The sequence below is a fragment of the Prevotella melaninogenica genome (assembly GCF_013267595.1).
GTDB lineage: Bacteria > Bacteroidota > Bacteroidia > Bacteroidales > Bacteroidaceae > Prevotella > Prevotella melaninogenica_D.
In genome coordinates, this window is record NZ_CP054010.1 from 1353432 (window position 1) to 1376482 (window position 23051).

The following is a 23051-nucleotide window of genomic DNA, read 5'->3' on the forward strand; positions in this document are numbered from 1 at the left end:
CTAACACCCGCCACCCAACATTATCCTTATGAGAATATTCAGAATAAGGTACTCTCTAAGAATGATAAAGTGTAGCTTTAAAGCGCATATAGTATAATGTTAATAGCTTCCGATATTGATTTTCTCTTATGAAATTTGAACATTATTGATTTACTTTATCATTAATTCTTCTGAGTTTATTCGATTACCTACGCTGAATAATTACGTAAATGATAACGGGGGCACCGATGAGTGGGGTGACAGCATTAAGTGGGATTATACCTGATTCGCCAGGAAGATAACAAATAAAGTTGCAAAGCAAAGCGATTACAGCACCGCTCAACACTGTTCCTGGAAGAAGTATCTGATGATTCTCAGTACGGAATAAGAGGCGGGCTATATGTGGAATAGCTAATCCGATAAATGAAATAGGACCACAGAAAGCGGTTGTGATGGCTGTTAGCAGACCTACGACTACTAATAGTATATTGCGAATCTGGCGTGTGCTAATCCCTAAACTCTCTGCATATTGTGGTCCTAAGAGTAGGATGTTCAGTGGCTTTACCAATAGAAATGATGCAATAATACCTATTAAACAAAGAATAGAAAACAGAGGGATATGATTCATTGATACAGCTCCAAAATTGCCCATTCCCCATACCATATAACTTTTTACACCTTCTTCTGATGCAAAGAAATTCAAAAGAGAAACAGCAGAAGAGGAAACATATCCCACCATGATACCCACTATCAGTAATAAAACACTGTTGCGCACTAAAGTGGAAAGGAACAAGATGAGTGCTGTTACAGCAATTGCTCCAACGAAAGCTGCGGTAAGAATGGCAAGAAAGCCTGAAACAGTAAAGATAGAAGTAGAGACAGTTCCACCCAATAATAGCATCACCAAGGCAACACCTAAGCCTGCACCAGAACTGATACCAAATACATCTGGACCTGCTAAAGGATTGCGAAAGGCTGTTTGAAGCATTAAACCACAAACTGACAACGATGCTCCACAAAGTATGGCAGTGAGTGTTTGAGGGAGTCGGTTCTCTAAAATAATATATTCCCAGCTTTCCTTTCCTGTAAAACGACCACACAGAATATCCAATACATCAGCAAAGGGTATCTGAACAGAACCTGTTGTAAGGTTCAATCCAAATAGAAGTAGGATACTTGTTGGTAAGCATATAAAAAGAAGAATATTCCGTTTCATTATCTTATCGTTTCGGTTCTATTAATCTTCTAACTTCTGATAGTAACGCAGTGGGGCAATCTTCAAGTCGGGATGGAAAAGTTGAATCAAGTCTGAGAGCAACCAATCGGGACGCCAGCTGACCTCCTCAAAGTAGGGTTTACTATCTACCTTACAGCCATATATTTCCTTCGTATGATAAGGTTTTAGCTTTGCGTAACCTTGATATTCTGCCAATAAGACTCGGCGATTGAAATTACCATTATAACTTAATATCCAAAAATCACTTTGTGCGAACTTATCCAGAATCGTTTCAAAAGGCATCGCAAGACTTCCACTATGCTTATCATTTGAATAAGCATAGCATCCATGTGCATCTTTATATAGTAAACCCACACTGCTCTCGCCACCTGGTAGATACCACACTGCACCCACTTTTCTGTCAGGTAAGACACTGCGAGTAATCTTACTTTGACTTGCCTTTTGGCTTAAAGACTTATAGTTTTGTTTAACAACAGCAAATAAGGAGTCGGCTTCTTGCTCCCGCCCAAAGAGAATACCATAAAACTTCATCCATTCAGCACGCCCTAAAGCAGAACGTTCCATGTAGTCGGCACATTCAATGATGGGTACTCCTATCTGTTCTAAACGACCATAACCACCATTGTTTTCAAAGGGAGAAAGTAGTATTGCATCTGCATTTAGATCTATAATTTGCTCTACATCAGGCTTCATCGCATCACCACAGTCTACAATACCGTCCCTTATTCTTGCACGTTTTTGAATATCAGGGATAATCATATACTTCAAATCAGCAACACCAGCAATCGCTTTCTGTGCATGAAGCATCTCAACAAGGTTTGCATGGGCTGTCGTGAAGATAACACTCTTGCGAAGGGGAATGACCACTTTTGTTCCGTCGTCAGGAACGTTTACATCCTTTCCGCGTTCAACAAGGTAGTAAGTATGTAGAACGGTTCCCGCTTTCCAAGGATTCAACAAACGTACAATTACATAATCTTTCGTACGTTCGATTGTAATATTTCGAGCATACTGTAGTTCTATTTTGTCTCCTTTCTCTTCTTTATCGCTTTTATCAGCCACTTGCTTTTGATGATTACCACACGATAAAAACAATAAAACGGAGAGGGTAAATACTAATAATTGCCGCATAAACAAAGATTTATCATGCAAAAATACAAAAAAAGAAAGATTCTTTTGCTTGATAAGAATATTTTTTATACTTTAGCCCACAAATTTATTAAACAATCTAAATCTATTAAACTAAACGACTAACACCATGGCAGAAGAAAAGACTAACGAACTTGGTAACCACATTGAGATGAAAAAAGTTTGGGAACTTTTAGCCATCCTCGTGGTTACAGCCATTATTTGGAATCTTCCCACAAGCAGTTTTGGCATTGATGGGTTGACCGTAGTACAGCAACGCGTTATTGCAATCTTTGTGTTTGCCACCTTATCGTGGCTAACAGAGTGCATCCCTGCATGGGCAACGTCGCTGAGTATTATGTCTATCATGTGCGTCACCGTATCTAAAAACGCTTTTGGAGTCTTCAAAGGCGACGGTATAGGTGAGTTACTTGACTCAAAGGAAATCATGGCATCCTTTGCTGACCCTATCATTATGCTCTTCCTTGCGGGCTTTATTTTAGCGATAGCGGCATCGAAGTCGGGACTTGACACGCTCTTGGCACGTAATCTTATTAAGCCTTTTGGTAATAAGAGTGAGAATGTTCTTTTGGGATTCCTGCTTATTACAGGACTCTTCTCAATGTTCATCTCAAATACTGCAACAGCCGCATTGATGCTTACTTTCCTTACTCCAGTCTTTGCTGCGCTACCTGCTAATGGTAAGGGACGTATTGCCTTGACAATGTCTATTCCTATTGCAGCCAACCTCGGTGGTATGGGAACACCGATTGGAACACCTCCGAACCTTATTGCTATTAAATATCTCAATGACCCAGCTGGTCTTAATATGAATATTGACTTCATGCACTGGATGGCTTTCATGGCACCGCTTGTGATAGTTCTGCTTTTGTTGTCATGGAGAATTATTCTTTACTTCTTCCCATTCACACAGAAGACTATTCATCTGAAGATTGATGGTGAGGTACACCGTGGATGGCGTATGTGGGTTGTTATCATAACCTTTATTGTAACAATCCTTCTATGGGTAATTCCAAAGGATGTCACAGGTATTGACACCAATACTGTTTCAATGATTCCAATGGCAATCTTCGCTATCACTGGTGTTATCACTGCAAAGGATATGCAGGAGATTAACTGGAGTGTCATCTGGATGGTTGCAGGAGGTTTTGCTATTGGCTTGGGAATGAACGGTTCAGGCTTGGCAGATGCTGCTATCGAGAGTATTCCATTCGGCAATTGGAGTCCTATCGTTATCCTTGCTATCTCTGGTTTGATTTGTTACTTCCTCTCTAACTTTATTTCAAACACAGCCACTGCAGCGCTGTTGGTTCCAATCCTTGCTGTAGTATGTCGTGGTATGGATCATAATCTCGATGGTATTGGCGGTACAAGCACTGTCCTCATCGGTATTGCCATTGCTGCCTCTACTGCAATGTGTCTCCCTATCTCTACGCCACCGAATGCTATTGCTTACTCAACAGGACTTGTGAAGCAGAATGATATGCTTAAGGTGGGTCTGACCAGCGGTGTTGTTTCCCTTATCTTGGGTTACATCTTACTTTATTTCATTGGTCAGATACACTTCCTTGGATAAGGTCTTCGCTCCCTATAATCATATTTATATCAGAATATTATGAGCAAGTTGTTTAATTACTTAGCACTACTCTTGGTTGTATTACCTTTCACGAGTTGTCAAGAAAAGAAGGCGGAGGCTAATGTTCCAAAGTGGATTCTTTCTATGGTAAGTGATAGTAAGAATACAAGTGCTGAGACAGACTTCTCAAATATATTGTCTGACAAGAGCGTTCCTTACATTGGTTATATTGGAACGGACTATCAGAAGTTCTCGATAGACCTTCAAAAAGTACAACGAATAGATGATAATCAATATGATGTCAGCGGCATTACCATTGTCAAGAACAATCGTTGTGACTTCCGTGGAACCATTGATATCGTTGAGAATAGGGAATTTACACATCCTACGTATGGTGTAGACGACTCTATGAAGGGTCAGTTCACGCGTCGTGGGTGTAGTATTGCGAAATATAATTTAGAAGAAGAAGCCAGCCAAACGGGAAGCGGTGTCTTCACTGGTTATCTGCTGTTCTATTGGTACGAAACCAATGATGGTAAGTTCGTTTATGATGATATTGATAGTCATTCGGACTCCTATTGTAACAACCAATATGCAGGAACATGGAAAAGTAACAAGACAAAAAAGTCTAAACCATGTGCATGGGGGCAATACCGAGTGCCGAACAGCGGAGACCTTGATGTAGGGGCAGGGGAGTTCTCTGTCAATCCTAAGTACGCTAAGAATGGCTGGGAAAAGTAGTAAGGGGTAAGTAAGCAAGACGGAATTTTATTCGCTTGAGCTCTGCTACAACCAATAAAACTTGTCAGACGACGTCACACAAAGATAAGACGTCTATCTGTAGATATCCTATCAAAAGGGGGTACACGCTCTGTGTACCCCTTTTTCATTTCTCAGATACACGTTATTTGCAGGCTAATTCTTTGTTTTCAGAAAATAAATTATTGGTGTCCGATAAAACTTTTTTTGCGTTCATATCTTTTTAATTCAGAATAATAAAAAAAACGGGCTGATTGTTTTGCACATTCAGCCCTTCTTATTTCCTTTGTAGTTGTCAAAATAAAACAATGAAATAAGATGAACAAAAGTACACATTTTATCGGACAGCCACTATATGTTCAACTGTTAAACTATTTTAATCGTGATAAAATTCTCTCTCTGAGCCAAGCTCAGGGAGGTGAACACTATATAAAGAAGTTTGATGCATGGCATCATCTTGTCGTCATGCTTTATGCAGTAATGATGCGTTTAGACTCTCTGCGTGAGATAAAGGCCTCTCTCTTTGCTAATGTTAATCGCTTTAATCATCTTGGTTTAAAGCATTTTCCTTGTCGAAGTACCTTGTCAGATGCAAACAAACGCCGAGATTCCGAGATATTCGGTTCGATCTATATGAACTTATATGAGAAATATCGCCATGAACTTTACTCGGACAGCCGAAATTGTGGACAGCCCAAATGGCTGAAGAATCTAAAGATAATAGATTCTACGACAATCAGTCTGTTTTCTAACCTGGTCTTTAAAGGAGTAGGACGTAATCCCAAAACTGGTAAGAAGAAGGGTGGAATAAAAGTACATACAGAGATATTTGCCAATGAGAATGTTCCAAGCGATATCAAGTTCACATCTGCAGCTAGTCATGATCAATTTGCACTTATCCCAGAACGATACGCCAATGAGGAACTGATTGCTTTTGACAGAGCCTATATAAACTATGAAAAGTTCTCTGAACTGACTCAAAGAGGCGTTATATATGTAACTAAGATGAAAAATAATCTTAGCTTTGAAAGGATTGCTGATACGGATTACCAGATGACTACAGATTATGGAGTTGTACGCGTAGAAACCATTCTCTTCCATAAGCATACAAAGGAAAAAGATATTTACCATAAAGCAAGAAAAATCACATATCAGGATAAGACCAAGAAAGGGAAAATCAGATTCATATCACTGCTGACCAATGATTTTCAGATGTCGGCAGAAGATATTATAGCTATCTATAAGAGACGATGGCAAATAGAAACCTTATTTAAACAAATAAAACAGAATTTCCCGCTAAGATACTTCTATGGAGAGAGTGCGAATGCTATAAAAATACAAATATGGATTACGCTTATAGCCAATCTGCTTATAACCCTAGTGAAGAACAAAATAAAGAGACCTTGGAGCTTCTCAGGCTTGGCAACAATGATAAGAATTTTACTTATGAGTTATGTCGCAATACAAAGTTTCTTTGAGCAGCCACATAGAGACTGGGATAGATTGATTACCCAAGTAAAAGCCCCACCAGAAGAGTTGTCATTATTCTAGGGGGCTTGGAATTTGAAATTAGAACTAATCATGCCTATTTCAGCAGGATTGAGAGAGGATATTGCAGTATATGGAGGTTTTATCGGACAGCAATAAAAATAAATACGTATGTTTGCAGCAGTTTTCTATAACATTTAGTAAATCCAAGAACATGATAATAGCAGATTTAAGCGCATGCCATCGCTACTACGGCTTACATCCAAGAATGAAGGAAATGCTGGAGTATATACTCCAACATGATTTCAGCCAACAAGAAGCAGGACGCATAACCCTCGATGCTGACGGCCTCTTCATCAATTTAGACGAAGTAGAACTGAAGCGTAAAGAAGCGCAACGATTAGAGTTCCACAAGAACTATATTGATATTCAAGTACCCTTATTACAGGATGAGACAATGGGCTGGACAGCTTTATCTGACTTAGATGAGCCTGATATTGCCTATAATCCTGAGCGAGATTGCGGCTTTTATACACAAGGAGCAAAGGAATACTTCCATGTTAAGCCAGGGCAATTCACCATCTTCTTCCCAGAGGATGCCCATGCACCTATCATTGGAGAAGGGAAACAAAGAAAGTTAGTGGGGAAGATTAGGGTGTAGGGGAGCCTCCCCCAACCCCTCCGAACCGAAGGTCACTGACCGAAGGGAAGTAATGGGAGGGGAGTTCAAAAGGATGTACGCTGCGTACATGTGGTGCTAAGGACCAGCACACTTGGTGCGAATGCTCAGCACATTTGGTGTTGAGGCTTAACCACATCTTTATATGATATTAGTATAAGAGCGAATTGACGTTTGGGAGGGTTTATATTGGCAATAAAAACAATTGACCTACAACTAAAGTGAGTGAATCTTCGTACTTTAGTTGTAGGTCAATTACTTTTATATAAATTGGTTACGAGCTAATGCCTTACATCTATAACCTGCCTATTTGATTTTACAAAAACAAGGATTGAAATCTTAATAGCCTATTTCAAGCCTTGTCCTATTTGCCTCCCCTCCTTTCGGAGGGGTCGGGGGAGGTTTTTTCTCATTAGAAATGCACCCTAAAGTCTACACCCATTTGGAATGGATTACCCATCTGAGCAAAGGTGTAGCGTGTACCAGTAGCAGCACTCTGAACAGCAAAACTGTTGTATTTCGTATCTGTCAGATTACGCACCCATAGGTTGACATGCAGCAGACCAAAGTCTGCATCGGCATGAGCACCTAAGACAGCATAGAAGTTCTGACCGATAGAGTTCTGTTCATCCCAGTAGGTCTTACCCTGCGCAGAGAGGTTGAGTCCCACTGTGACACTACGCAAATGGAAACGATTTGATGGGTCGAGCAAGGCTGCAGGATCAACGTCTATACTGTAATCAGTATTGGCACCCAGTGTATGCTGTGGCACGAAAGGAACACGCTTATCCTTATAATTAACTGTTCCTACTCCAGCGATAGAGTCCTTATACTCATCAAACTGAGCACTTGTAAAGCCATAGCTAAGACCATATGATAGTTTATTGTCCAAGGCTACACCACGGAGTGTTGCCTCCAAACCACAAGAATGACTGTGGCCTGCATTTGTCATCACACGTCCGAAACCATAGTTGCCAGCCATTACAGAGAGTTGCTGATTGCGAATCTGCATATAATAAGCAGCAAGGTCAAGATGAAGTTGGTTGTTTAAGAGATTGAGATGCGCTCCCACCTCATAGTTCCAGCTTGTCTCTGGCTTATATTCGATTGTCTTTGCAATGCGCTCATAGTAAGCTTCATCATGTGCAATATCCACATCAGCACGTGCCTTATTGGCAGCTTGTGAGGTCTCAGTCTGAAGTACATCAGAGAACATCTCGAAGTTATAACCGCCTGCACGATAGCCCTTTGACCATGTCGCATAGACATTGCTACCATCCTGAAGACGATAAGTCAAACCAAGTTTTGGAAGGAACTGTTTGAAATTATCATGCTCACTATGCTTTAATGCTGAAGTAATAACAGGATTAATGGTTATGCCCATCACACTTTCCTGCAATGCTACACGTGCAGATGTCTCATAGTCAATGCTTACGCGCGAATAATCATAGCGCAACCCCAAAGTCGCCATCAAGCGATCAGAAAGTTCAATATTACTCTCATGGTAAACACCTAAGTTGAGGGTTGGCGTACGGAAGACACCCGGAACAGGGTCCATTGTCATATTTATGTTGACTCCACCTGCCGCAGCAATAGCTGCAGCCGTGCTTGCACGTGCTGTTTTATTGGCAAGTTCCTCTGACATTCCACCTGCAATCAATCTCTGTGCCATACCCCTTGCCATCGCATTGAGCATACCGTTATAAGCATAGTCGGTAATCTTCTTAGACAGGTAGCTGTTCATGTCTTGGTCGAAATAAACAGGAGCCGTTGTCTTCAACCACTGATAAGAACCAAAAGCACCGAAGGTCCAATACCACTTGCTATTATTACGGCTCTTGATAGAAAGTTCCTCTGTCACCGTATTCCCTAATTGACGCTGTGTAAGGTGCATGAAGTCCTGCGGACGATAGTCTATATCCATGAGCATATAGTCACGGAGGAACTGCCAAGAAGTCATCGAATTGATATCAAATCCGTTTCCTGCATATTTAATACCCAGCCCTGTACTGATGATATTACGGCGGTAATTGCCTTGACGATTTTGGTTAGGCGATTGCGTACCAACCTTCAATCCATAAAGTGGTGAGGTGATTGTGGCAGAAGATAGTTCGTCTTCCGTCACCACCTGACCATATGGAAAGCCATTCTGTCGAGTATATTGATAGTCAGCAATGAAGTCAAAGTTAAGTCTGTCTGTTGGACGCCAAAGGAAACGTCCCTTACCACCAAACTCATTGATAAGGTCGGCATGTGAGCCATCATACTGATTACGGAAGAATCCATTTTGCCCTCCATAGAAGCCAGCTACCGAGAATGCCATCTTATCATTCAGTTTCTCATAATGACTTGCCTCAATCTGACGATGCAGTTTCGAACCAATAGAGAGTTTTACATCCGTCCCTTGATATTGGAAAGGGTTACGACTATAGAGTCGAATCAGTCCACCTTCGGTATTCATACCATAAAGTGTACCCTGCGGACCATGTAGAACGTCGATGCGGTCGATATCGTATGTGTGGAAATTAAACGCACTCTTGCTTAAGATTGGCATACCATCTACATAAATACCCACGGCTGGTGAGTAGACACGTGAGCCGATACCGCGCATATATATAGAAGATGTGTAACGGCTTCCGTACTCAGGCATAGAGAATGATGGGACAAACACAGAGAGATTACGAACATCCTGCACATTGAGGCTACGAATCAAATCACCATTGAAAGAAGTGCTGCTCAATGGTTGCTGGCGCAGACGGAAAGCCTCCTTTGGTTGGTCTATGACGACAACTTCGTCAATATCATAGACGCGAGAAGTATCTCCGCTTTCGATAATGTTGTTAGCTTGCATTCCTATCGGTAAAGATGACGCCATTAAAAGGGCAATACTAAGTTTAGACTTAATCATATAATCTTATTTCTAATGTTTTTATAAATCGTTAATGATGACAAAGGTAAGCATAAAAAATATAATAAACAATCCTAATTTATTAGGAATATTACAAATATTCTGTTGAGATACAGCCATATAAGTTGGACTGGATTAGAATGAAGAAAGGACTTATTCTATCAGCTACCACTTATAAATGTGTCAGGATTTTATCATTATGTAAAAATCAATACATGATGAATTGGGCTCAAAGAGATGCCCTTTAGGCTTCTTAAAGACGCTCTATTGAATCCTTACTAACGCCCTTTTGAAGTCTAATTAGGCACCTTTTACTTTGCTGTTTTGTAACTATCTGATTGCTTGCTACTTATAATGGAAATAAAAATAGCCGTTTTTACCCTAAGAATAAGGTAAAAACGGCTATCGAAATGTAAATAAAATTCTAAACTACTGGAGGTCTGTTTCCGATGTAAAGTCTGTTGAAAGTTCTATCTAACGCGTACTTTTTATTACTCATTTACAGCTCCACAGTGTGGACATCTTCCTTTTCTATGAAGGCGTACGCCACAGTTTCCACAGTAATAAGTCTCGCTGCTCTTGCATAGATAGATGCGGAAGGCATAATAGATATAGGCAATGAGAAGTGGATAGCCTATATAATATAAAGTGAGTACAGAAAAAATGATGTAATTCACAGCACATACTGCACCTAAACCACTAAGATAGAGTAGGGCTTCTCCTGACTTCAGAAGTCTTCGTACATCGTCAATCGTAGCAATACCGATGATGAGCATAGCCCAGACAAGAACTAAGAAGATATTGAGTAATATGGGTTGTGAGAAGGGATTAAGAGAGGGGTGGAAGTAGAACTCACGCCATGTCTCGGGGGCAAAGAGCTGAATGCTTGCATAGAAGGCTGCAGAAAGCGCCACGATGACGGCTAACAGCGTGGGATAGAACGAACTAATATCATTAAAGTGTACGATATGTGCGTTCTTCTTCAATATCTTACGTGCCAAATAACCTACACCCATGATTGAGATAACAATCAAGAATATTAGTAAGTGAATGTTCGAGAATGTAGAGATAAACTGTGAAATAGGGTCAGCTGGATCAACTTGTTTCAACAAACGAGACTCATGAATCCAGCCAAAGGCATAGTCTTCCGTTGCAATCTGCACCCAAACAGAATCCTGCTTGTCAATGGGAAGAATACGAATATCAGCCACAACAACTTCCTTTCCGTTCTTCACAGCGAAGGAATCTGTTTCCATCTTGTTTACAGCCTCTTCTGGTTGTTGACGAAGAAGCATCAATGAATCTGCCGTTACAATAAAGTTAAATCCTTGCGAATAATGGTGTTTTACACGAAAAGCCAGGGAGTCTACCTTGCTTCGCGTGCCACTCCATTCTATGTCATCACTGTCATTATCCTTCAAAATGGAGTCGCCTTCTGCTTCTATTCGCCGAGAAATCTGTGCCTCTTGAATACTATCAGGTAAGCGGAAAGACGAAGGAGTCTTCTTATGATAACAACCTGTAAATAAGAAGCTAAGTAGTAAGAGGAGGATTCCTCCAACGATACCGCAGCGTAGCCCAGCACAGCTGTTAGTCTTCTTTGTTATTGAAGTCTGCGCAGGTTCTTTTCCCTCGGGATTCCATTTATTCGTAATCATGATGATAAACTATGGGTTATGATTTTCAATTACGTAACGTTGCACACATTCATCTGACAGTTCTTACAGTCGAATTCTAAGCGGAAACGACGCTTATCAGGGAGTTCGAGGAAGAGCGGTTCACGCCAAGTAGGTTTCTGTCCACCACGTTTCACACAATAGCCGAGTGAATAACGGATGCAATGACGGCACTGCATTAACAAGTGAGAAACCGCTTCTTTATCTCCCTTGATGGAGAATGCCTTGTTTGATGAGTCAGAACCATTGGTTGCACCTGTAGGATATTGAATCTCAAAAGCAGGTTCTGCTTTGGGTAATCCCTGCTGTTCATAGAACTTGCGGGCAGCATCATTGGAGATGTTATACAGATAAGGTAACTGCTGATATTGGGATGGATTCACCATCAATATATGTAGTTTATGGTCAGACACCTTATCCACCGATTTCCGATGAATTGTTACACGCTGCATATTCAGTATCTGTTTGTCAAGTTCCTCTACCATCATACGACGAAGTTCGGCAAGAATACTGCTTGGGATGAAGTACTTGTCAGCCCCGTCAACTATCTCTACCTCAGAACATTCATATACCGTATTGCCCAATTTAGTGAGCTGACGTATGATGTTATCACGTTGAGGCTTTTGGGCAAGTTGAAGACCTTCCCCAGCCCCTCCAAGGGAAGGGGAGAGCCTAACGGGATGTTCGTTGGATATTCGTTGGTGAAAATTATAAGTGGATGAAGAATCTTGTGAACATTCATTAGATTCCGATTTATGATAGATATGGTTAATCCTATCATCTATCACCTCTGCTTTTGCCCATATTGTCCCACGACTATCCGTTAGGCACTCCTCTCCTTTGGAGGGGTCGGGGGAGGCTCCAAACCAAATCTTAATCGCAATCTTACGTTCAGCAGTCTTACCACTCAACTCCTTATCAAATGCTTGGTCCTGATTACGATACAGTCCCATACCCGGCTTTAATCCTCTTGGCATCTTAAAAGGATAGAGCCTATTACCAACGGCACGGTTAACACGGAATCCTTCCAAGCGTGTCGACTGACTGTCAGCGTCACGTGAGAGGAAACATAATCCGTCACCATTCGCAAAGTTTGCAGTACTTGACACATTAAAACTATCTCGTCTTATCTCCTTTACCCGACCAACAAACTCGCCCAATGCCTTAGGGGTATCGGGTGAGAAGATATCTGCCTGTCTACCCTTGAGGAAGTAATTCGTATAACCACGGTTGAAAGTCTTCTTCAAATCGGGTGTAAACGAATAGCGCACACGTCCCAAAGAAGCACGACGGAACTCGCCTGGATGCTTACTGATAATCTCGTCAATGCGCTTACTATAAGCCGAAACGACATTCTTCACATAGTTGATATCCTTCAATCTTCCCTCTATCTTAAAGGCACAAGCCCCCGAACGCATAAGCGTTTCGAGGTTATCAATCTGACTCATATCCTTCAATGAGAGAAGATGGCGCTGGTGTTCGATGGTCTTTCCGTCTGAATCTTTCAAATCAAACGCCAATCGACAGAACTGTGCACACGCACCACGATTGGCTGATCGCCCAAAACTATACTGTGATACATAACATACACCACTGTAACTAACGCACAAAGCTCCATGTACAAAGGCTTCCAACTCAAGTTCCGGTAAACGCTTATGAATATTATTTATCTCTTCAGCAGACAGTTCGCGAGCAAGTACGACACGGTCAAAACCCTGCTGACTCAGCCATAGAGCCTTCTCCCATGTGCGTGTATCACATTGTGTACTGGCGTGGAGAGCTACCGTATCAGGCACTATCTCCCTTACCTTACTCATCAAACCCATATCCTGTAGGAGGAAGGCATCTACACCAACGTCCACCAATTCACGTACCAAAGTAAGTGTATCTTCAAACTCATCGTTATAGATAATCGTATTAATAGTCACGTGAACCGTGGCACCATAACGGTGAGCATACTCGCATAGCTTGCTGATATCCTCCACACTATTACCTGCAGACTGACGTGCTCCGAATCGGGAAGCACCGATATATACGGCATCAGCTCCGTGTTCAATAGCTGCCATTCCACATTCGAGGTTCTTGGCTGGGGCAAGGAGTTCGATTGTGTTGGGTGACGGGTGTTGGGTGTTGGGTGTTGATGATTGCATATTGTTGGGTGATGGGTGTTAATTGTTGGGTGATGATGAAGTGTTTATAGGATGGTGAGTGATGAGTGTTAATTGTTGGGTGATGATGATTACATTTTGTTTGAGTGATAGATGCTAAGTAAAACAACCATTCATCATCACCTATCATTCACTATCTAACACCCAACTCACCCAATTCATAAACAGTAGATTAGCGTGTGAACGCCAAGTGACAAGCGGACCTTTATCTGGATTATCCTCACGATAATAATACTTTGGCACTTCAACATCGTCACGCTTACCAAGGTCACGGTGATATTCTGTGTCGAGTGTGTTGGGGGCATACTCCAAATGACCAGTGATAAAGAACTCACGTCTACTGCGTGACCTTACGATAGACACTCCACTCTCCTCCGATTCAGCAATAACTTCAAGGTCGTCAACCCGCTTAATGTCCTCACGTCTTACCTCTGTATGACGGCTCTGAGGCATACGGAAGACATCATCAAAGCCACGGAAGAGAGGCTGTTCGGGTTTTAAAGGAATCGTAGGGAAGATACCAAACATCTTCTTAGGCAAAGGATATTTTGGAATATCATAGAAATGATAGAGCCCTGCCTGTGCTGCCCAACAGATGTAAAGCGTTGAACGTACATTCTCACGTGCCCAATTGAATATCTCCTGTAGCTCTGTCCAATAGTCTACCTCCTCGAAAGGTATTCCCTCGACAGGGGCGCCGGTGACTATCAAACCATCAATCTTCTCCTCACTGAGTTCTTCAAGCGTATGATAGAAACGGTCAATATGTTCTGCAGGTGTATGCTTAGAAGCATGACTTTTGAGCTTCATAAAGTTGATATCTAACAATAGCGGACTATTGGAAAGAATACGTATGAAATCAGTCTCAGTCGTAGCTTTGAATGGCATAAGATTGAGTATGACAATGCGGAGTGGACGCTTATCATCCTCTTTAGCAAGCATATCTTCTATGTTGATATTCTCACGCTTCAGTATATCAATAGCGGGAAGTCCCTCGGGCAATCTTAATGGCATATCCTGTTTTCTTTATCTTTATAGGGTCATACAAGCATACGATCCTTCTTTTTCTCTCCTTTAAATAGGTTACAAAGATAGTAATTAATAACAGATTCTACAAGGCTTACCTATATAAAAGTATGAATAGAAATAGGATAAGGTACACACATATCCTAACCGACACGATAAACCTATAACAAAATAAACACAAAAGGCTCACTCTAAACATTTCTATCAGCATCGAATCTGAAAGAAATGCTTAGCCGTGAGCCTTTAATTTTATAGATTTAGTGGTACGGGCAATATTGAAGATAGGTGTAATAATCAGCTAAGAGTCAATCCCTCAACACCTAACACCCAACACTCATCACCCAACACCCATCATTTACCAAAGCTTCAGACGCTCATTCTCTGGGATAAAGAGTTTATCACCCTCCTTCACACCGAATGCCTTATACCACGCATTAATATGAGGCAGAGCACCATTCACACGCCACTCGCCAAGAGAGTGAGGATCGCTCTTCACACGACTGCGGATTTCAGCCTCAGTGATATTGTTTGCCCATACGCCTGCATAAGCGATGAAGAAACGCTGTTCTGGAGTAAAGCCCATAATGACCTTGCCCTTCTTTGCCTCTGGTGTCTTCTCAAAAGCATTGAAAGCCACCTCAAGACCACCGTGGTCAGCAAGGTTCTCACCCAATGTGAGTTTACCATTTGCATTGAGATCAGGCAATACCTTGATAGCACTGAAGAAGTCAGCATACTTACCCGTACGAGCCTCGAAGTTTTTACCATCCTCTTCAGTCCACCAGTCTGTCATATTACCATCCTTGTCATAATGGCGTCCCTGGTCATCGAATCCATGTGTCATCTCATGACCGATTACCACACCGATGGCACCATAGTTAAAGGCATCATCAGCCTTAGGATCGAAGAATGGATACTGAAGGATACCTGCAGGGAAGCAGATTTCATTTGTCGTAGGATTATAATAAGCATTCACTGTCTGAGGAGTCATCAGCCACTTATCCTTGTCTACTGGTTTACCAGCCTTCTCCTTGATAGCATCCTCTGCCCAGAACTTCTGACAGGTCAGCACGTTCTCATAATATGACTTTGAAGGGTCAATAGTAAGCTGGCTCAAGTCCTTCCATTTGTTAGGGTAGCCCACCTTCACATAGAAGGTAGAGAGTTTCTCAAGTGCAGCCTTCTTAGTAGCCTCACTCATCCAGTCCTGAGCCTTGATACGTTCAGCAAGACTCACCTCAAGGTTCTTGATGAGGTCTTCCATACGCTTCTTGCTTGTGGCTGGGAAGTAACGCTCACAGTAGATTCTGCCGAGCGCCTCACCCATCTGCTTCTCCACCTGCTGTGTAGCACGCTTCCAACGAGGATAGTCTTCCTTTGTACCACGCATCGTCTTACTGAAGAAGTTGAAGTATTCCGCACGCACATCATCACTCAGATAGTTAGCTGAAGCAAGGATTGCGTTCCATTCCATACGTGCACGGAGTTCCTCAGCAGTCTCTGTAGATGTCAGTTTGTCAACACCTGCAAGGAAGGCTGGCTGACATACAACCATTGTCTGGATATACTCGCTCTTAATCCCTTCAGCGTTTGCCAACTGCTCAAGTGGGATATTAGGATACTTCTCCTTAAACTCAGCGAGCGTCATCTTATTATAGTTGGCCTCAACGTCACGCAACTCCGTACGGCTCTTTGATATCAAAGCCAACATTGTCTCATAACGCATCACTGCATCACGCTTAGCCTCTGCCTGAGCATCAGAGAATCCGTAGAGGCGGAACATATTAGCAATGAACTGGCGGAAGGCATTACGGATGTCTGTCGTAGCCTTATCATTATCAAGATAGTACTCCTTTTGTCCGAGGCTCAGTCCGTCCTGATAGATAAGGAGGATGTTCATCTTCGCATTCTTCTCGTCAGCCTCAAAGGAATAGCCCATTGGCACACCATAGCCGAAGCTTGCATACTTCAGCTGAAGGCTACGAAGGTCAGACAGACTCTTTGCATTCTCCATCTCGTTGAGCAGAGGCTTAACAGGACTCACACCTTCTTTGTTACGGCGCACTGAGTCCATAGCGAGCTTATAGAAGTCGCCTAACTTTCTCTCTGTTGTGCCTTCTTTACCCTGCTTCTTTAGCAGATCAGTGAGGATTGTGTTGATACGCTTGTTGTTGTTCTCCTGTAGCTGGTCGAACGAGCCGAAGCGTGAGAAAGCACCAGGGAGTGGATTGAGTTTCTGCCATCCACCTGTGGCAAACGTGAAGAAATCGTCAGCCGGACGTACCGACTTGTCGAGGTTCTCTGCCTTGATACCTGCCTGACCCTGTGCCATAGCGGTAAAGGGAGCAGATGCAAGGAGCATCATTGGTAAAAGTTTTTTGATACGCATAGTAAAAAATATTTGGTTTAATTCATAATTCAAAGTTCATAATTCAAAGTTCATAATTCAAAGTTCATAATTCAAAGTTCATAATTCAAAGTTCATAATTCAAAGTTCATAATTCAAAGTTCATAATTCATAATTATGATTACCGATGTAGGCAATGTCCAATGTTCAAAGCAAATGTTCAAAACAAATGTTCTATGTCCAATGTTTAAAGTTCAAAGCTCAATGTTCAATGTTCAAAGTTCAAAGTCTCCAATTCTTCCGACAGTATGAGCCATCGTTCGTTTTCCTCATCGAGTTCACGCTGAAGGTTGGTATATTCCGTCACGAGTTCCATATTTGAGGCATTCTCAGGAGCCATCAGGAGTTCATCGAGTTCGCTCTTACGTGCTTCCAACTTCGCTATCTTAGCCTCAGACTCGTCCACAGCACGCTGAGCCTTACGAATCTTCTTCTGTCGCTCTTTGCGTTCAGCGTAGGACAAAGCCTCACCAGAAGCCTCCCCCGACCCCTCCGAAGGGAGGGGAGAAACATTTTGGTTATTATTAGATTTTGATGATGTTAGTGAGAGGTTCTCTGCACTCTCCCCCTTTCGGGGGAGTTGGAGGGGGCTTTTTAACCAATCATAAATACCCCCTAAATGCTCTCTGACCTTCCCTCCACCGAACTCATACACCTTGCTTACCAACCCATCGAGAAACTCACGGTCGTGACTCACGATGATTGCCGTACCGTCAAAGGCTTTGATAGCCTCTTTCAATACTTCTTTTGAAGCGATATCGAGGTGGTTCGTTGGCTCATCGAGGATAAGAAGATTCACTGGTTCGAGCAGGAGTTTTATCATCGCTAAGCGTGAACGCTCACCTCCCGAAAGTACTTTGACATACTTCTCCGACGTCTCTCCACCGAACATAAAGGCACCGAGCAAGTCGTTTATCCTCAAGCGCATATCGCCTGTGGCTACCCTGTCGATGGTCTCGTAGATGGTAAGATTCTCGTCTAACAGCTGTGCCTGATTCTGTGCGAAATAACCTATCTGTACGTTATGACCAATCTTCAGCGTACCATCAAAAGGAATCTCGCCCATGATACACTTCACGAAGGTAGACTTTCCCTCACCGTTCTTACCGACGAAAGCCACTTTCTCACCTCGCTTAATAATAAGGTCGACACCCTCAAAGACCGTCTGACCCGGTCCGTCACTATGTAGTCTACTTGGATAAGTCTTCCCCAATCCCTCTGCAATGACTGGATAATCTCCACTGCGCAGGCATGGAGGAAACTTCAGACGCATAGCCGAATTGTCCACCTCGTCCACCTCAATAGGCACAATCTTCTCCAACTGGCGAATACGTTGCTGCACCTGTACGGCTTTCGTAGCCTGATAACGGAAACGTTCAATGAACGCCTTTGTATCGGCAATCTCCTTCTGTTGGTTCTCATACGCACGGAGCTGCTGCTCACGACGTTCTTTTCTGAGGACAAGATACTCGTCATACTTCACACGATAGTCCTCCACGTGTCCACAGGTTATCTCCAGCGTACGGTTTGTGACGTTGTTGACGAACGCACGGTCGTGGCTCACAAGTACAACCGCCTTGGCGCTCTGTGAGAGGAACTGTTCCAGCCATTGGATTGACTCAATGTCAAGGTGGTTCGTTGGCTCATCCAGCAAGAGTACATCAGGACGACGGAGAAGAATCTTCGCCAGCTCGATACGCATACGCCATCCGCCAGAGAACTCACGTGTAGGGCGCTCGAAGTCATCACGGCTGAAGCCGAGACCCGTTAGTGTACGCTCAATCTCAGCCTCATAATTCTCTCCTCCCATCATCATATATCGTTCGTGCTCAGTCGTAAAGCGCTCCACCAACTCAGCGTATCCCTCACTCTCATAGTCAGTTCGCTCAGCCATTTCCTGCTCCATCTTCTTGAGCCTCTCCTCAATCTTCGTCTTGTCAGCGAAAGCCTTACGCGTCTCCTCCTTCACGGTCGTATCGTCAGAGAGCTTCATCACCTGTGGTAGATAACCGATTGTTGTATCGTTTGGTACAGACACAACGCCGCTCGTAGGCTTCTGCATTCCACAGAGAATCTTCAGCATCGTTGACTTTCCCGCTCCGTTCTTTCCCACTAAGGCTATCCTGTCTCGTTCATTGATGACGAATGAAACATCCTTAAACAATGGCTTCACGCCGAATTCCACCGTCAGTCCGTCTATTGATATCATTTTCTTTTTTCTTTCCTAAATGTTCTTTGCAAAGATAATATTTTATTTTTGAATAAGAAAGTTCCCAAACAGCCTTATATTAAAGGATAAAGAACTATTTTAAACTCCTCACAAACCATATCTTAGGTTTATTTAAGCCAAATCGCTTGTCAGACCACAATATGTATAGGTTCTAATGACAATGTCAGTTTAAACCTATGTTTTCTCTGCATTATATGTAATGTACAAAGTTAGTAAAAATAACACAAAGAAGCAATGAAGTTGTGTAATTATCAGCAATATTATTTCTCAAGAATGTTATCATTGCCAAGTTGTTTTCATGAAGACAAATATTTTAATACTTCAAAAGTTGGACAAGGCTTTGAAAAAATATTACATAACTTCGAATAAAACCTCTATGAATAGCGGTGAAAATACATATAAAAAGTAGGTTTGTAATCTACAGAGAGTCTGTAAGTTATAAAGTAGCGTTGGGGAAGGTGCTTAATTGGACTTCAAAAGGGCGTTAGTAAGGCTTCAAAAGGGCACCTTTAGTAAGTCAATTAGGCGTCTTTAAGAAGCCAAAAGAGCATGTATTGGTGTTGTGGGGTGTGAAAATAGTTTACAAATGGCATAATGTGGGAATAAGTTGTTGGTAGAAGTCGGATAGACATCGTGGCTATTTGCATTTCACCTTGTAGTTTATCCCCCTTGTAAGACCATCTAATTTGAGCGTAGTCATACCATGCAAGAGTAAGCCTTGCTTCTATTTCCAAACTACGTATTTAATGGAAGAACCCTTAACCCATATATTTCCCGATAAAACAGATGTTGTTATATTTGTCAAGGATGTAATAAAGGAAAGGATGGTCAGCCTTGAAGGTGAACGTAGATGAACTATCCATAGCTGATAATTTGGCAAATAGCATAACTTGAATGGCTTTTGCACTGATTCCTTCCTCGTTAATATTCATGTTTATTTGCTGGAAAACATCGTCAACAGCAAGTGGTTGAGTACTCATCTTACCAAAATCAGCTTCACGAGAGAATAGATTACCTAAGCCCATTTCACCATAAAGCTGTTTCATAGGAATATTCGCAGAGATGGTAAAGCGTGGAAACAGTACGTTTACATAGTCATACGCTTTGGTGTTTTGAGAGATTTTATGCAATTCTTTGATTGTTAACTTGCGAATGACATCCTGCAGGTTATTCTTCTTTAGAGGTAGGACAGCATATAGACTAAAGCCGTTTTCTAAAGGCATACGCAGCACTTGATAATCCTTTGTGGTATAACCTTGATACTTTTGCATCGTATCATAGTTTCTCATCATATTGACCTGCTTGCTTTTACCATCCTCAGTGAAGAAAGGCATAGGCTTTGTGATATCTTTGTCGAACGGTAAGGTCCAAGCCGTCTTAATTGTAACGGCATTGATAAGCTGTGCGGCACGAGGTCCTGTAAGGTTGATAGGCAAGGATTGAATCTCACCTTTGGTGATTGTTTTACAAAGTTTGTTAGCACTTTCTTTGCCCTTCGGAGTGTTGGCAGAGTCGATAATATTGGTAAAATAATAGTGTTCTAATGCTTCTTGAAAATCGGGTAATAGCTTTGTTTGCTCATGTAGCATTAGGAAGTTGGCAGTAATCATATATCCCATCAACTCATTATTTACATTCGTCTCCTCTTTTCTCTGACCAATCAGCATTGTTCTGTTAAGTGAGTTAATGGCATCAAGGTCATCAGCCGTATAGCCAAGTGCCTTCGAAATGACCTCTTGTGTCTTTCCGTTTGCACCGTTGTTAATCATGTCCAATGAATAAACGACAGCCATGGGCGATAAAACTATACTCTCCTTGCTGTTCTTGTTGGCTAATAGTTGGAACAACTTCAGACTGAACGTGTTTGAACTTGAGACGAACTTTGTCTCCTCTTCAGACAGAACGTAATCTGGTTTGGCTTTTTTAGCAGCATCTTCAAGTGTCAGCTGTGAACTTGTTGTTGCCTCCTTAGCTGTATTTTCAAGTATATGTAGAGCTTTTTTAGATTGTGTGCAACAAACTAATAAAAGTAGGATAGGGACATATAGAAGTTTTTTCATCATTGCGATTTGTCTGTTTAGATTTAGAAAAGATGACTCAAAGATACAAAAAAAATGTGCTATCATACATAAAGGAACTCTTTTTCTACTTAAAAGTCATTTTTTTCTCTTATTTCAACCACAATGACATACATTTTTTATAATTTTGCAAATTGAATGCGTAGCAATACATCTCTGACAAATACCAATAAAAATCATTCTATACATGAGTAATTTACAACTATCGCCGATGCGAAAGACAATAGTGGGAGTACAATTCCTCTTTGTTGCTTTCGGTGCTACTGTTCTCGTCCCTTTGCTCGTGGGACTTGACCCAGCAACAGCGTTATTCACAGCAGGTTTAGGAACATTTATCTTTCATTTGGTTACGAAAGGTAAGGTTCCTATTTTTTTGGGTTCTTCCTTTGCCTTCATTACTCCAATTATCTCTGCATCAAAGCAGTGGGGTATGCCTGGAACGTTGGCAGGAATAGCTGGTGTTGCACTTGTTTACTTTGTGATGTCAGCACTGATTAAGTGGCAAGGAAAGAAACTATTGGATAAGCTTTTCCCACCAGTTGTTATCGGTCCGGTAATCATTTTGATTGGTCTTTCTCTGTCAAAGGCAGCGGTAGACATGGCGAAAACAAACTGGCTTATAGCCTTTATCTCATTGGGAACGGCTGTGACAGTCCTCTCTATGGGTCGTGGCTTGATGAAGTTAGTACCTGTAATTTGCGGTATTGCTGTGGGCTATAGCGTAGCTGCCCTAATGGGTATTGTCAACTTCTCAGGTGTAGAGGCAGCGCCTTGGTTCGCTCTTCCACCTGCATTAGCGCATTTCCAGTTACCACAGTTTGCATGGGAACCATTCCTTTATATGATTCCTGTGGCGATCGCTCCTGTGATTGAGCATGTCGGTGATGTGTATGTGGTAAGTGCTGTGGCGGAGAAAGACTTTACGAAGTCACCAGGTTTGCATCGTACAATGTTAGGTGATGGCTTGGCTTGTTTGGCTGCTTGCTTCTTTGGCGGTCCTCCAGTGACAACTTATAGTGAGGTAACTGGTGCGATGAGCATTACAAAGGTGACTCATCCTCAGGTAATCCGTATTGCTGCTGCAACAGCTATTGTCTTCTCAGTAATCGGAAAATTGAGTGCGCTTCTGCAGAGTATTCCTTCTGCAGTCTTAGGAGGTATCATGCTATTGCTCTTTGGTACTATTGCTTCTGTAGGTGTTCAGAACCTTGTTCAGCATAAGGTTGACCTTAATCGTACACGTAATATTATTATCATATCTATTACACTGACGATGGGTATTGGTGGTGCTGTGCTGCAGAAGGGTAGCTTCTCTATCAGTGGTATTGGTCTTTCAGCTATGGTGGGCGTTATCTTGAACCTTATTTTGCCACCTGCAAAGGAGAAAAAGAGCGAGGGTAATTCATAATTATGATTGGTTTTAATTCAAAATTCATAATCTATAATTCATAATTATGATTAATCTATAAGTCCTATTCATGGTTCTTCCGTTAAATGTGTGGACGCTTTTCGTTTCGCTTTAACGGAAGAACCAAAGTTACTCACTAAACAAAAACTTGGCTAAGATAGTCAACATTCTATCCTATTATCATCCTCTGACATTGAAAATTATCTCTTTTTAGACTTCGAAAATATGCAGATGGGATTTGAAAAATCATTACATAATTTCGAGGAAAACATCTATAGCTAAC

General features: G+C 41.9%; 14 protein-coding genes. 5 read left to right on the forward strand and 9 right to left on the reverse strand.

The features are described from left to right. Positions 1-184: 184 nt before the first annotated feature. Positions 185-1195: an iron chelate uptake ABC transporter family permease subunit gene (locus tag FIU21_RS05050; RefSeq protein ID WP_004360271.1), complete on the reverse strand. Its 1011-nt coding sequence runs from the start codon at positions 1193-1195 to the stop codon at positions 185-187. 21 nt (positions 1196-1216) lie between these two features. Continuing rightward, positions 1217-2347, reverse strand: coding sequence for an ABC transporter substrate-binding protein (locus FIU21_RS05055; protein WP_036886302.1), 1131 nt, complete (start codon positions 2345-2347; stop codon positions 1217-1219). Positions 2348-2474: 127 nt separating this feature from the next. Between FIU21_RS05055 and FIU21_RS05060 the strand changes: the two genes are divergently transcribed. The 4 genes from FIU21_RS05060 to FIU21_RS05075 all read left to right on the forward strand — a co-directional run bounded on the left by FIU21_RS05060 (position 2475) and on the right by FIU21_RS05075 (position 6849). After that, positions 2475-3941, forward strand: a complete 1467-nt coding sequence (locus FIU21_RS05060) for an SLC13 family permease (protein WP_004360269.1) — start codon at positions 2475-2477, stop codon at positions 3939-3941. Positions 3942-3980: 39 nt separating this feature from the next. Further along, the gene (locus tag FIU21_RS05065) at positions 3981-4682 is read left to right on the forward strand and encodes a hypothetical protein (RefSeq protein WP_004360268.1); all 702 of its coding nucleotides are present in this window, start codon (positions 3981-3983) and stop codon (positions 4680-4682) included. Between the two features lie 336 nt (positions 4683-5018). Beyond that, on the forward strand, positions 5019-6251 hold the full coding sequence (locus FIU21_RS05070; RefSeq protein WP_172891309.1) for an IS4 family transposase: 1233 nt from the start codon (positions 5019-5021) through the stop codon (positions 6249-6251). 151 nt (positions 6252-6402) lie between these two features. Then, a complete protein-coding gene (locus FIU21_RS05075) occupies positions 6403-6849 on the forward strand; it encodes a NanQ anomerase/TabA/YiaL family protein (protein WP_004360267.1) in 447 nt (148 codons plus the stop codon). Positions 6850-7279: 430 nt separating this feature from the next. On the opposite strand, the gene FIU21_RS05080 is transcribed toward FIU21_RS05075, so the two are convergent. The 7 genes from FIU21_RS05080 to FIU21_RS05110 all read right to left on the reverse strand — a co-directional run bounded on the left by FIU21_RS05080 (position 7280) and on the right by FIU21_RS05110 (position 21345). Then, positions 7280-9775 (reverse strand): TonB-dependent receptor, encoded by a 2496-nt coding sequence (locus tag FIU21_RS05080; protein ID WP_036886268.1) that lies wholly within the window; start codon positions 9773-9775, stop codon positions 7280-7282. Between the two features lie 491 nt (positions 9776-10266). Beyond that, positions 10267-11433 carry a zinc ribbon domain-containing protein gene (locus FIU21_RS05085; protein ID WP_231291332.1) on the reverse strand — a complete coding sequence of 389 codons (1167 nt, stop codon included), beginning with the start codon at positions 11431-11433 and terminating at the stop codon, positions 10267-10269. A 29-nt stretch (positions 11434-11462) separates the two neighbouring features. Beyond that, positions 11463-13601 carry a peptidase U32 family protein gene (locus tag FIU21_RS05090; RefSeq protein WP_036886265.1) on the reverse strand — a complete coding sequence of 713 codons (2139 nt, stop codon included), beginning with the start codon at positions 13599-13601 and terminating at the stop codon, positions 11463-11465. 144 nt (positions 13602-13745) lie between these two features. Continuing rightward, entirely contained in the window at positions 13746-14633 is an 888-nt protein-coding gene (locus tag FIU21_RS05095; protein ID WP_004360263.1) for a homoserine O-succinyltransferase, read from the reverse strand. Positions 14634-15000: 367 nt separating this feature from the next. Then, positions 15001-17034 carry a M13 family metallopeptidase gene (locus FIU21_RS05100; protein WP_004360262.1) on the reverse strand — a complete coding sequence of 678 codons (2034 nt, stop codon included), beginning with the start codon at positions 17032-17034 and terminating at the stop codon, positions 15001-15003. Between the two features lie 226 nt (positions 17035-17260). Beyond that, on the reverse strand, positions 17261-19261 hold the full coding sequence (locus FIU21_RS05105) for an ABC-F family ATP-binding cassette domain-containing protein (RefSeq protein WP_004360261.1): 2001 nt from the start codon (positions 19259-19261) through the stop codon (positions 17261-17263). A 779-nt stretch (positions 19262-20040) separates the two neighbouring features. Further along, complete coding sequence (locus FIU21_RS05110; RefSeq protein WP_004360260.1) at positions 20041-21345, reverse strand: serpin family protein; 1305 nt, start codon at positions 21343-21345, stop codon at positions 20041-20043. A 202-nt stretch (positions 21346-21547) separates the two neighbouring features. On the opposite strand from FIU21_RS05110, the gene FIU21_RS05115 reads away from it, so the two are divergent. Beyond that, positions 21548-22768 carry a uracil-xanthine permease family protein gene (locus FIU21_RS05115; RefSeq protein WP_004360259.1) on the forward strand — a complete coding sequence of 407 codons (1221 nt, stop codon included), beginning with the start codon at positions 21548-21550 and terminating at the stop codon, positions 22766-22768. Positions 22769-23051 lie beyond the last annotated feature (283 nt).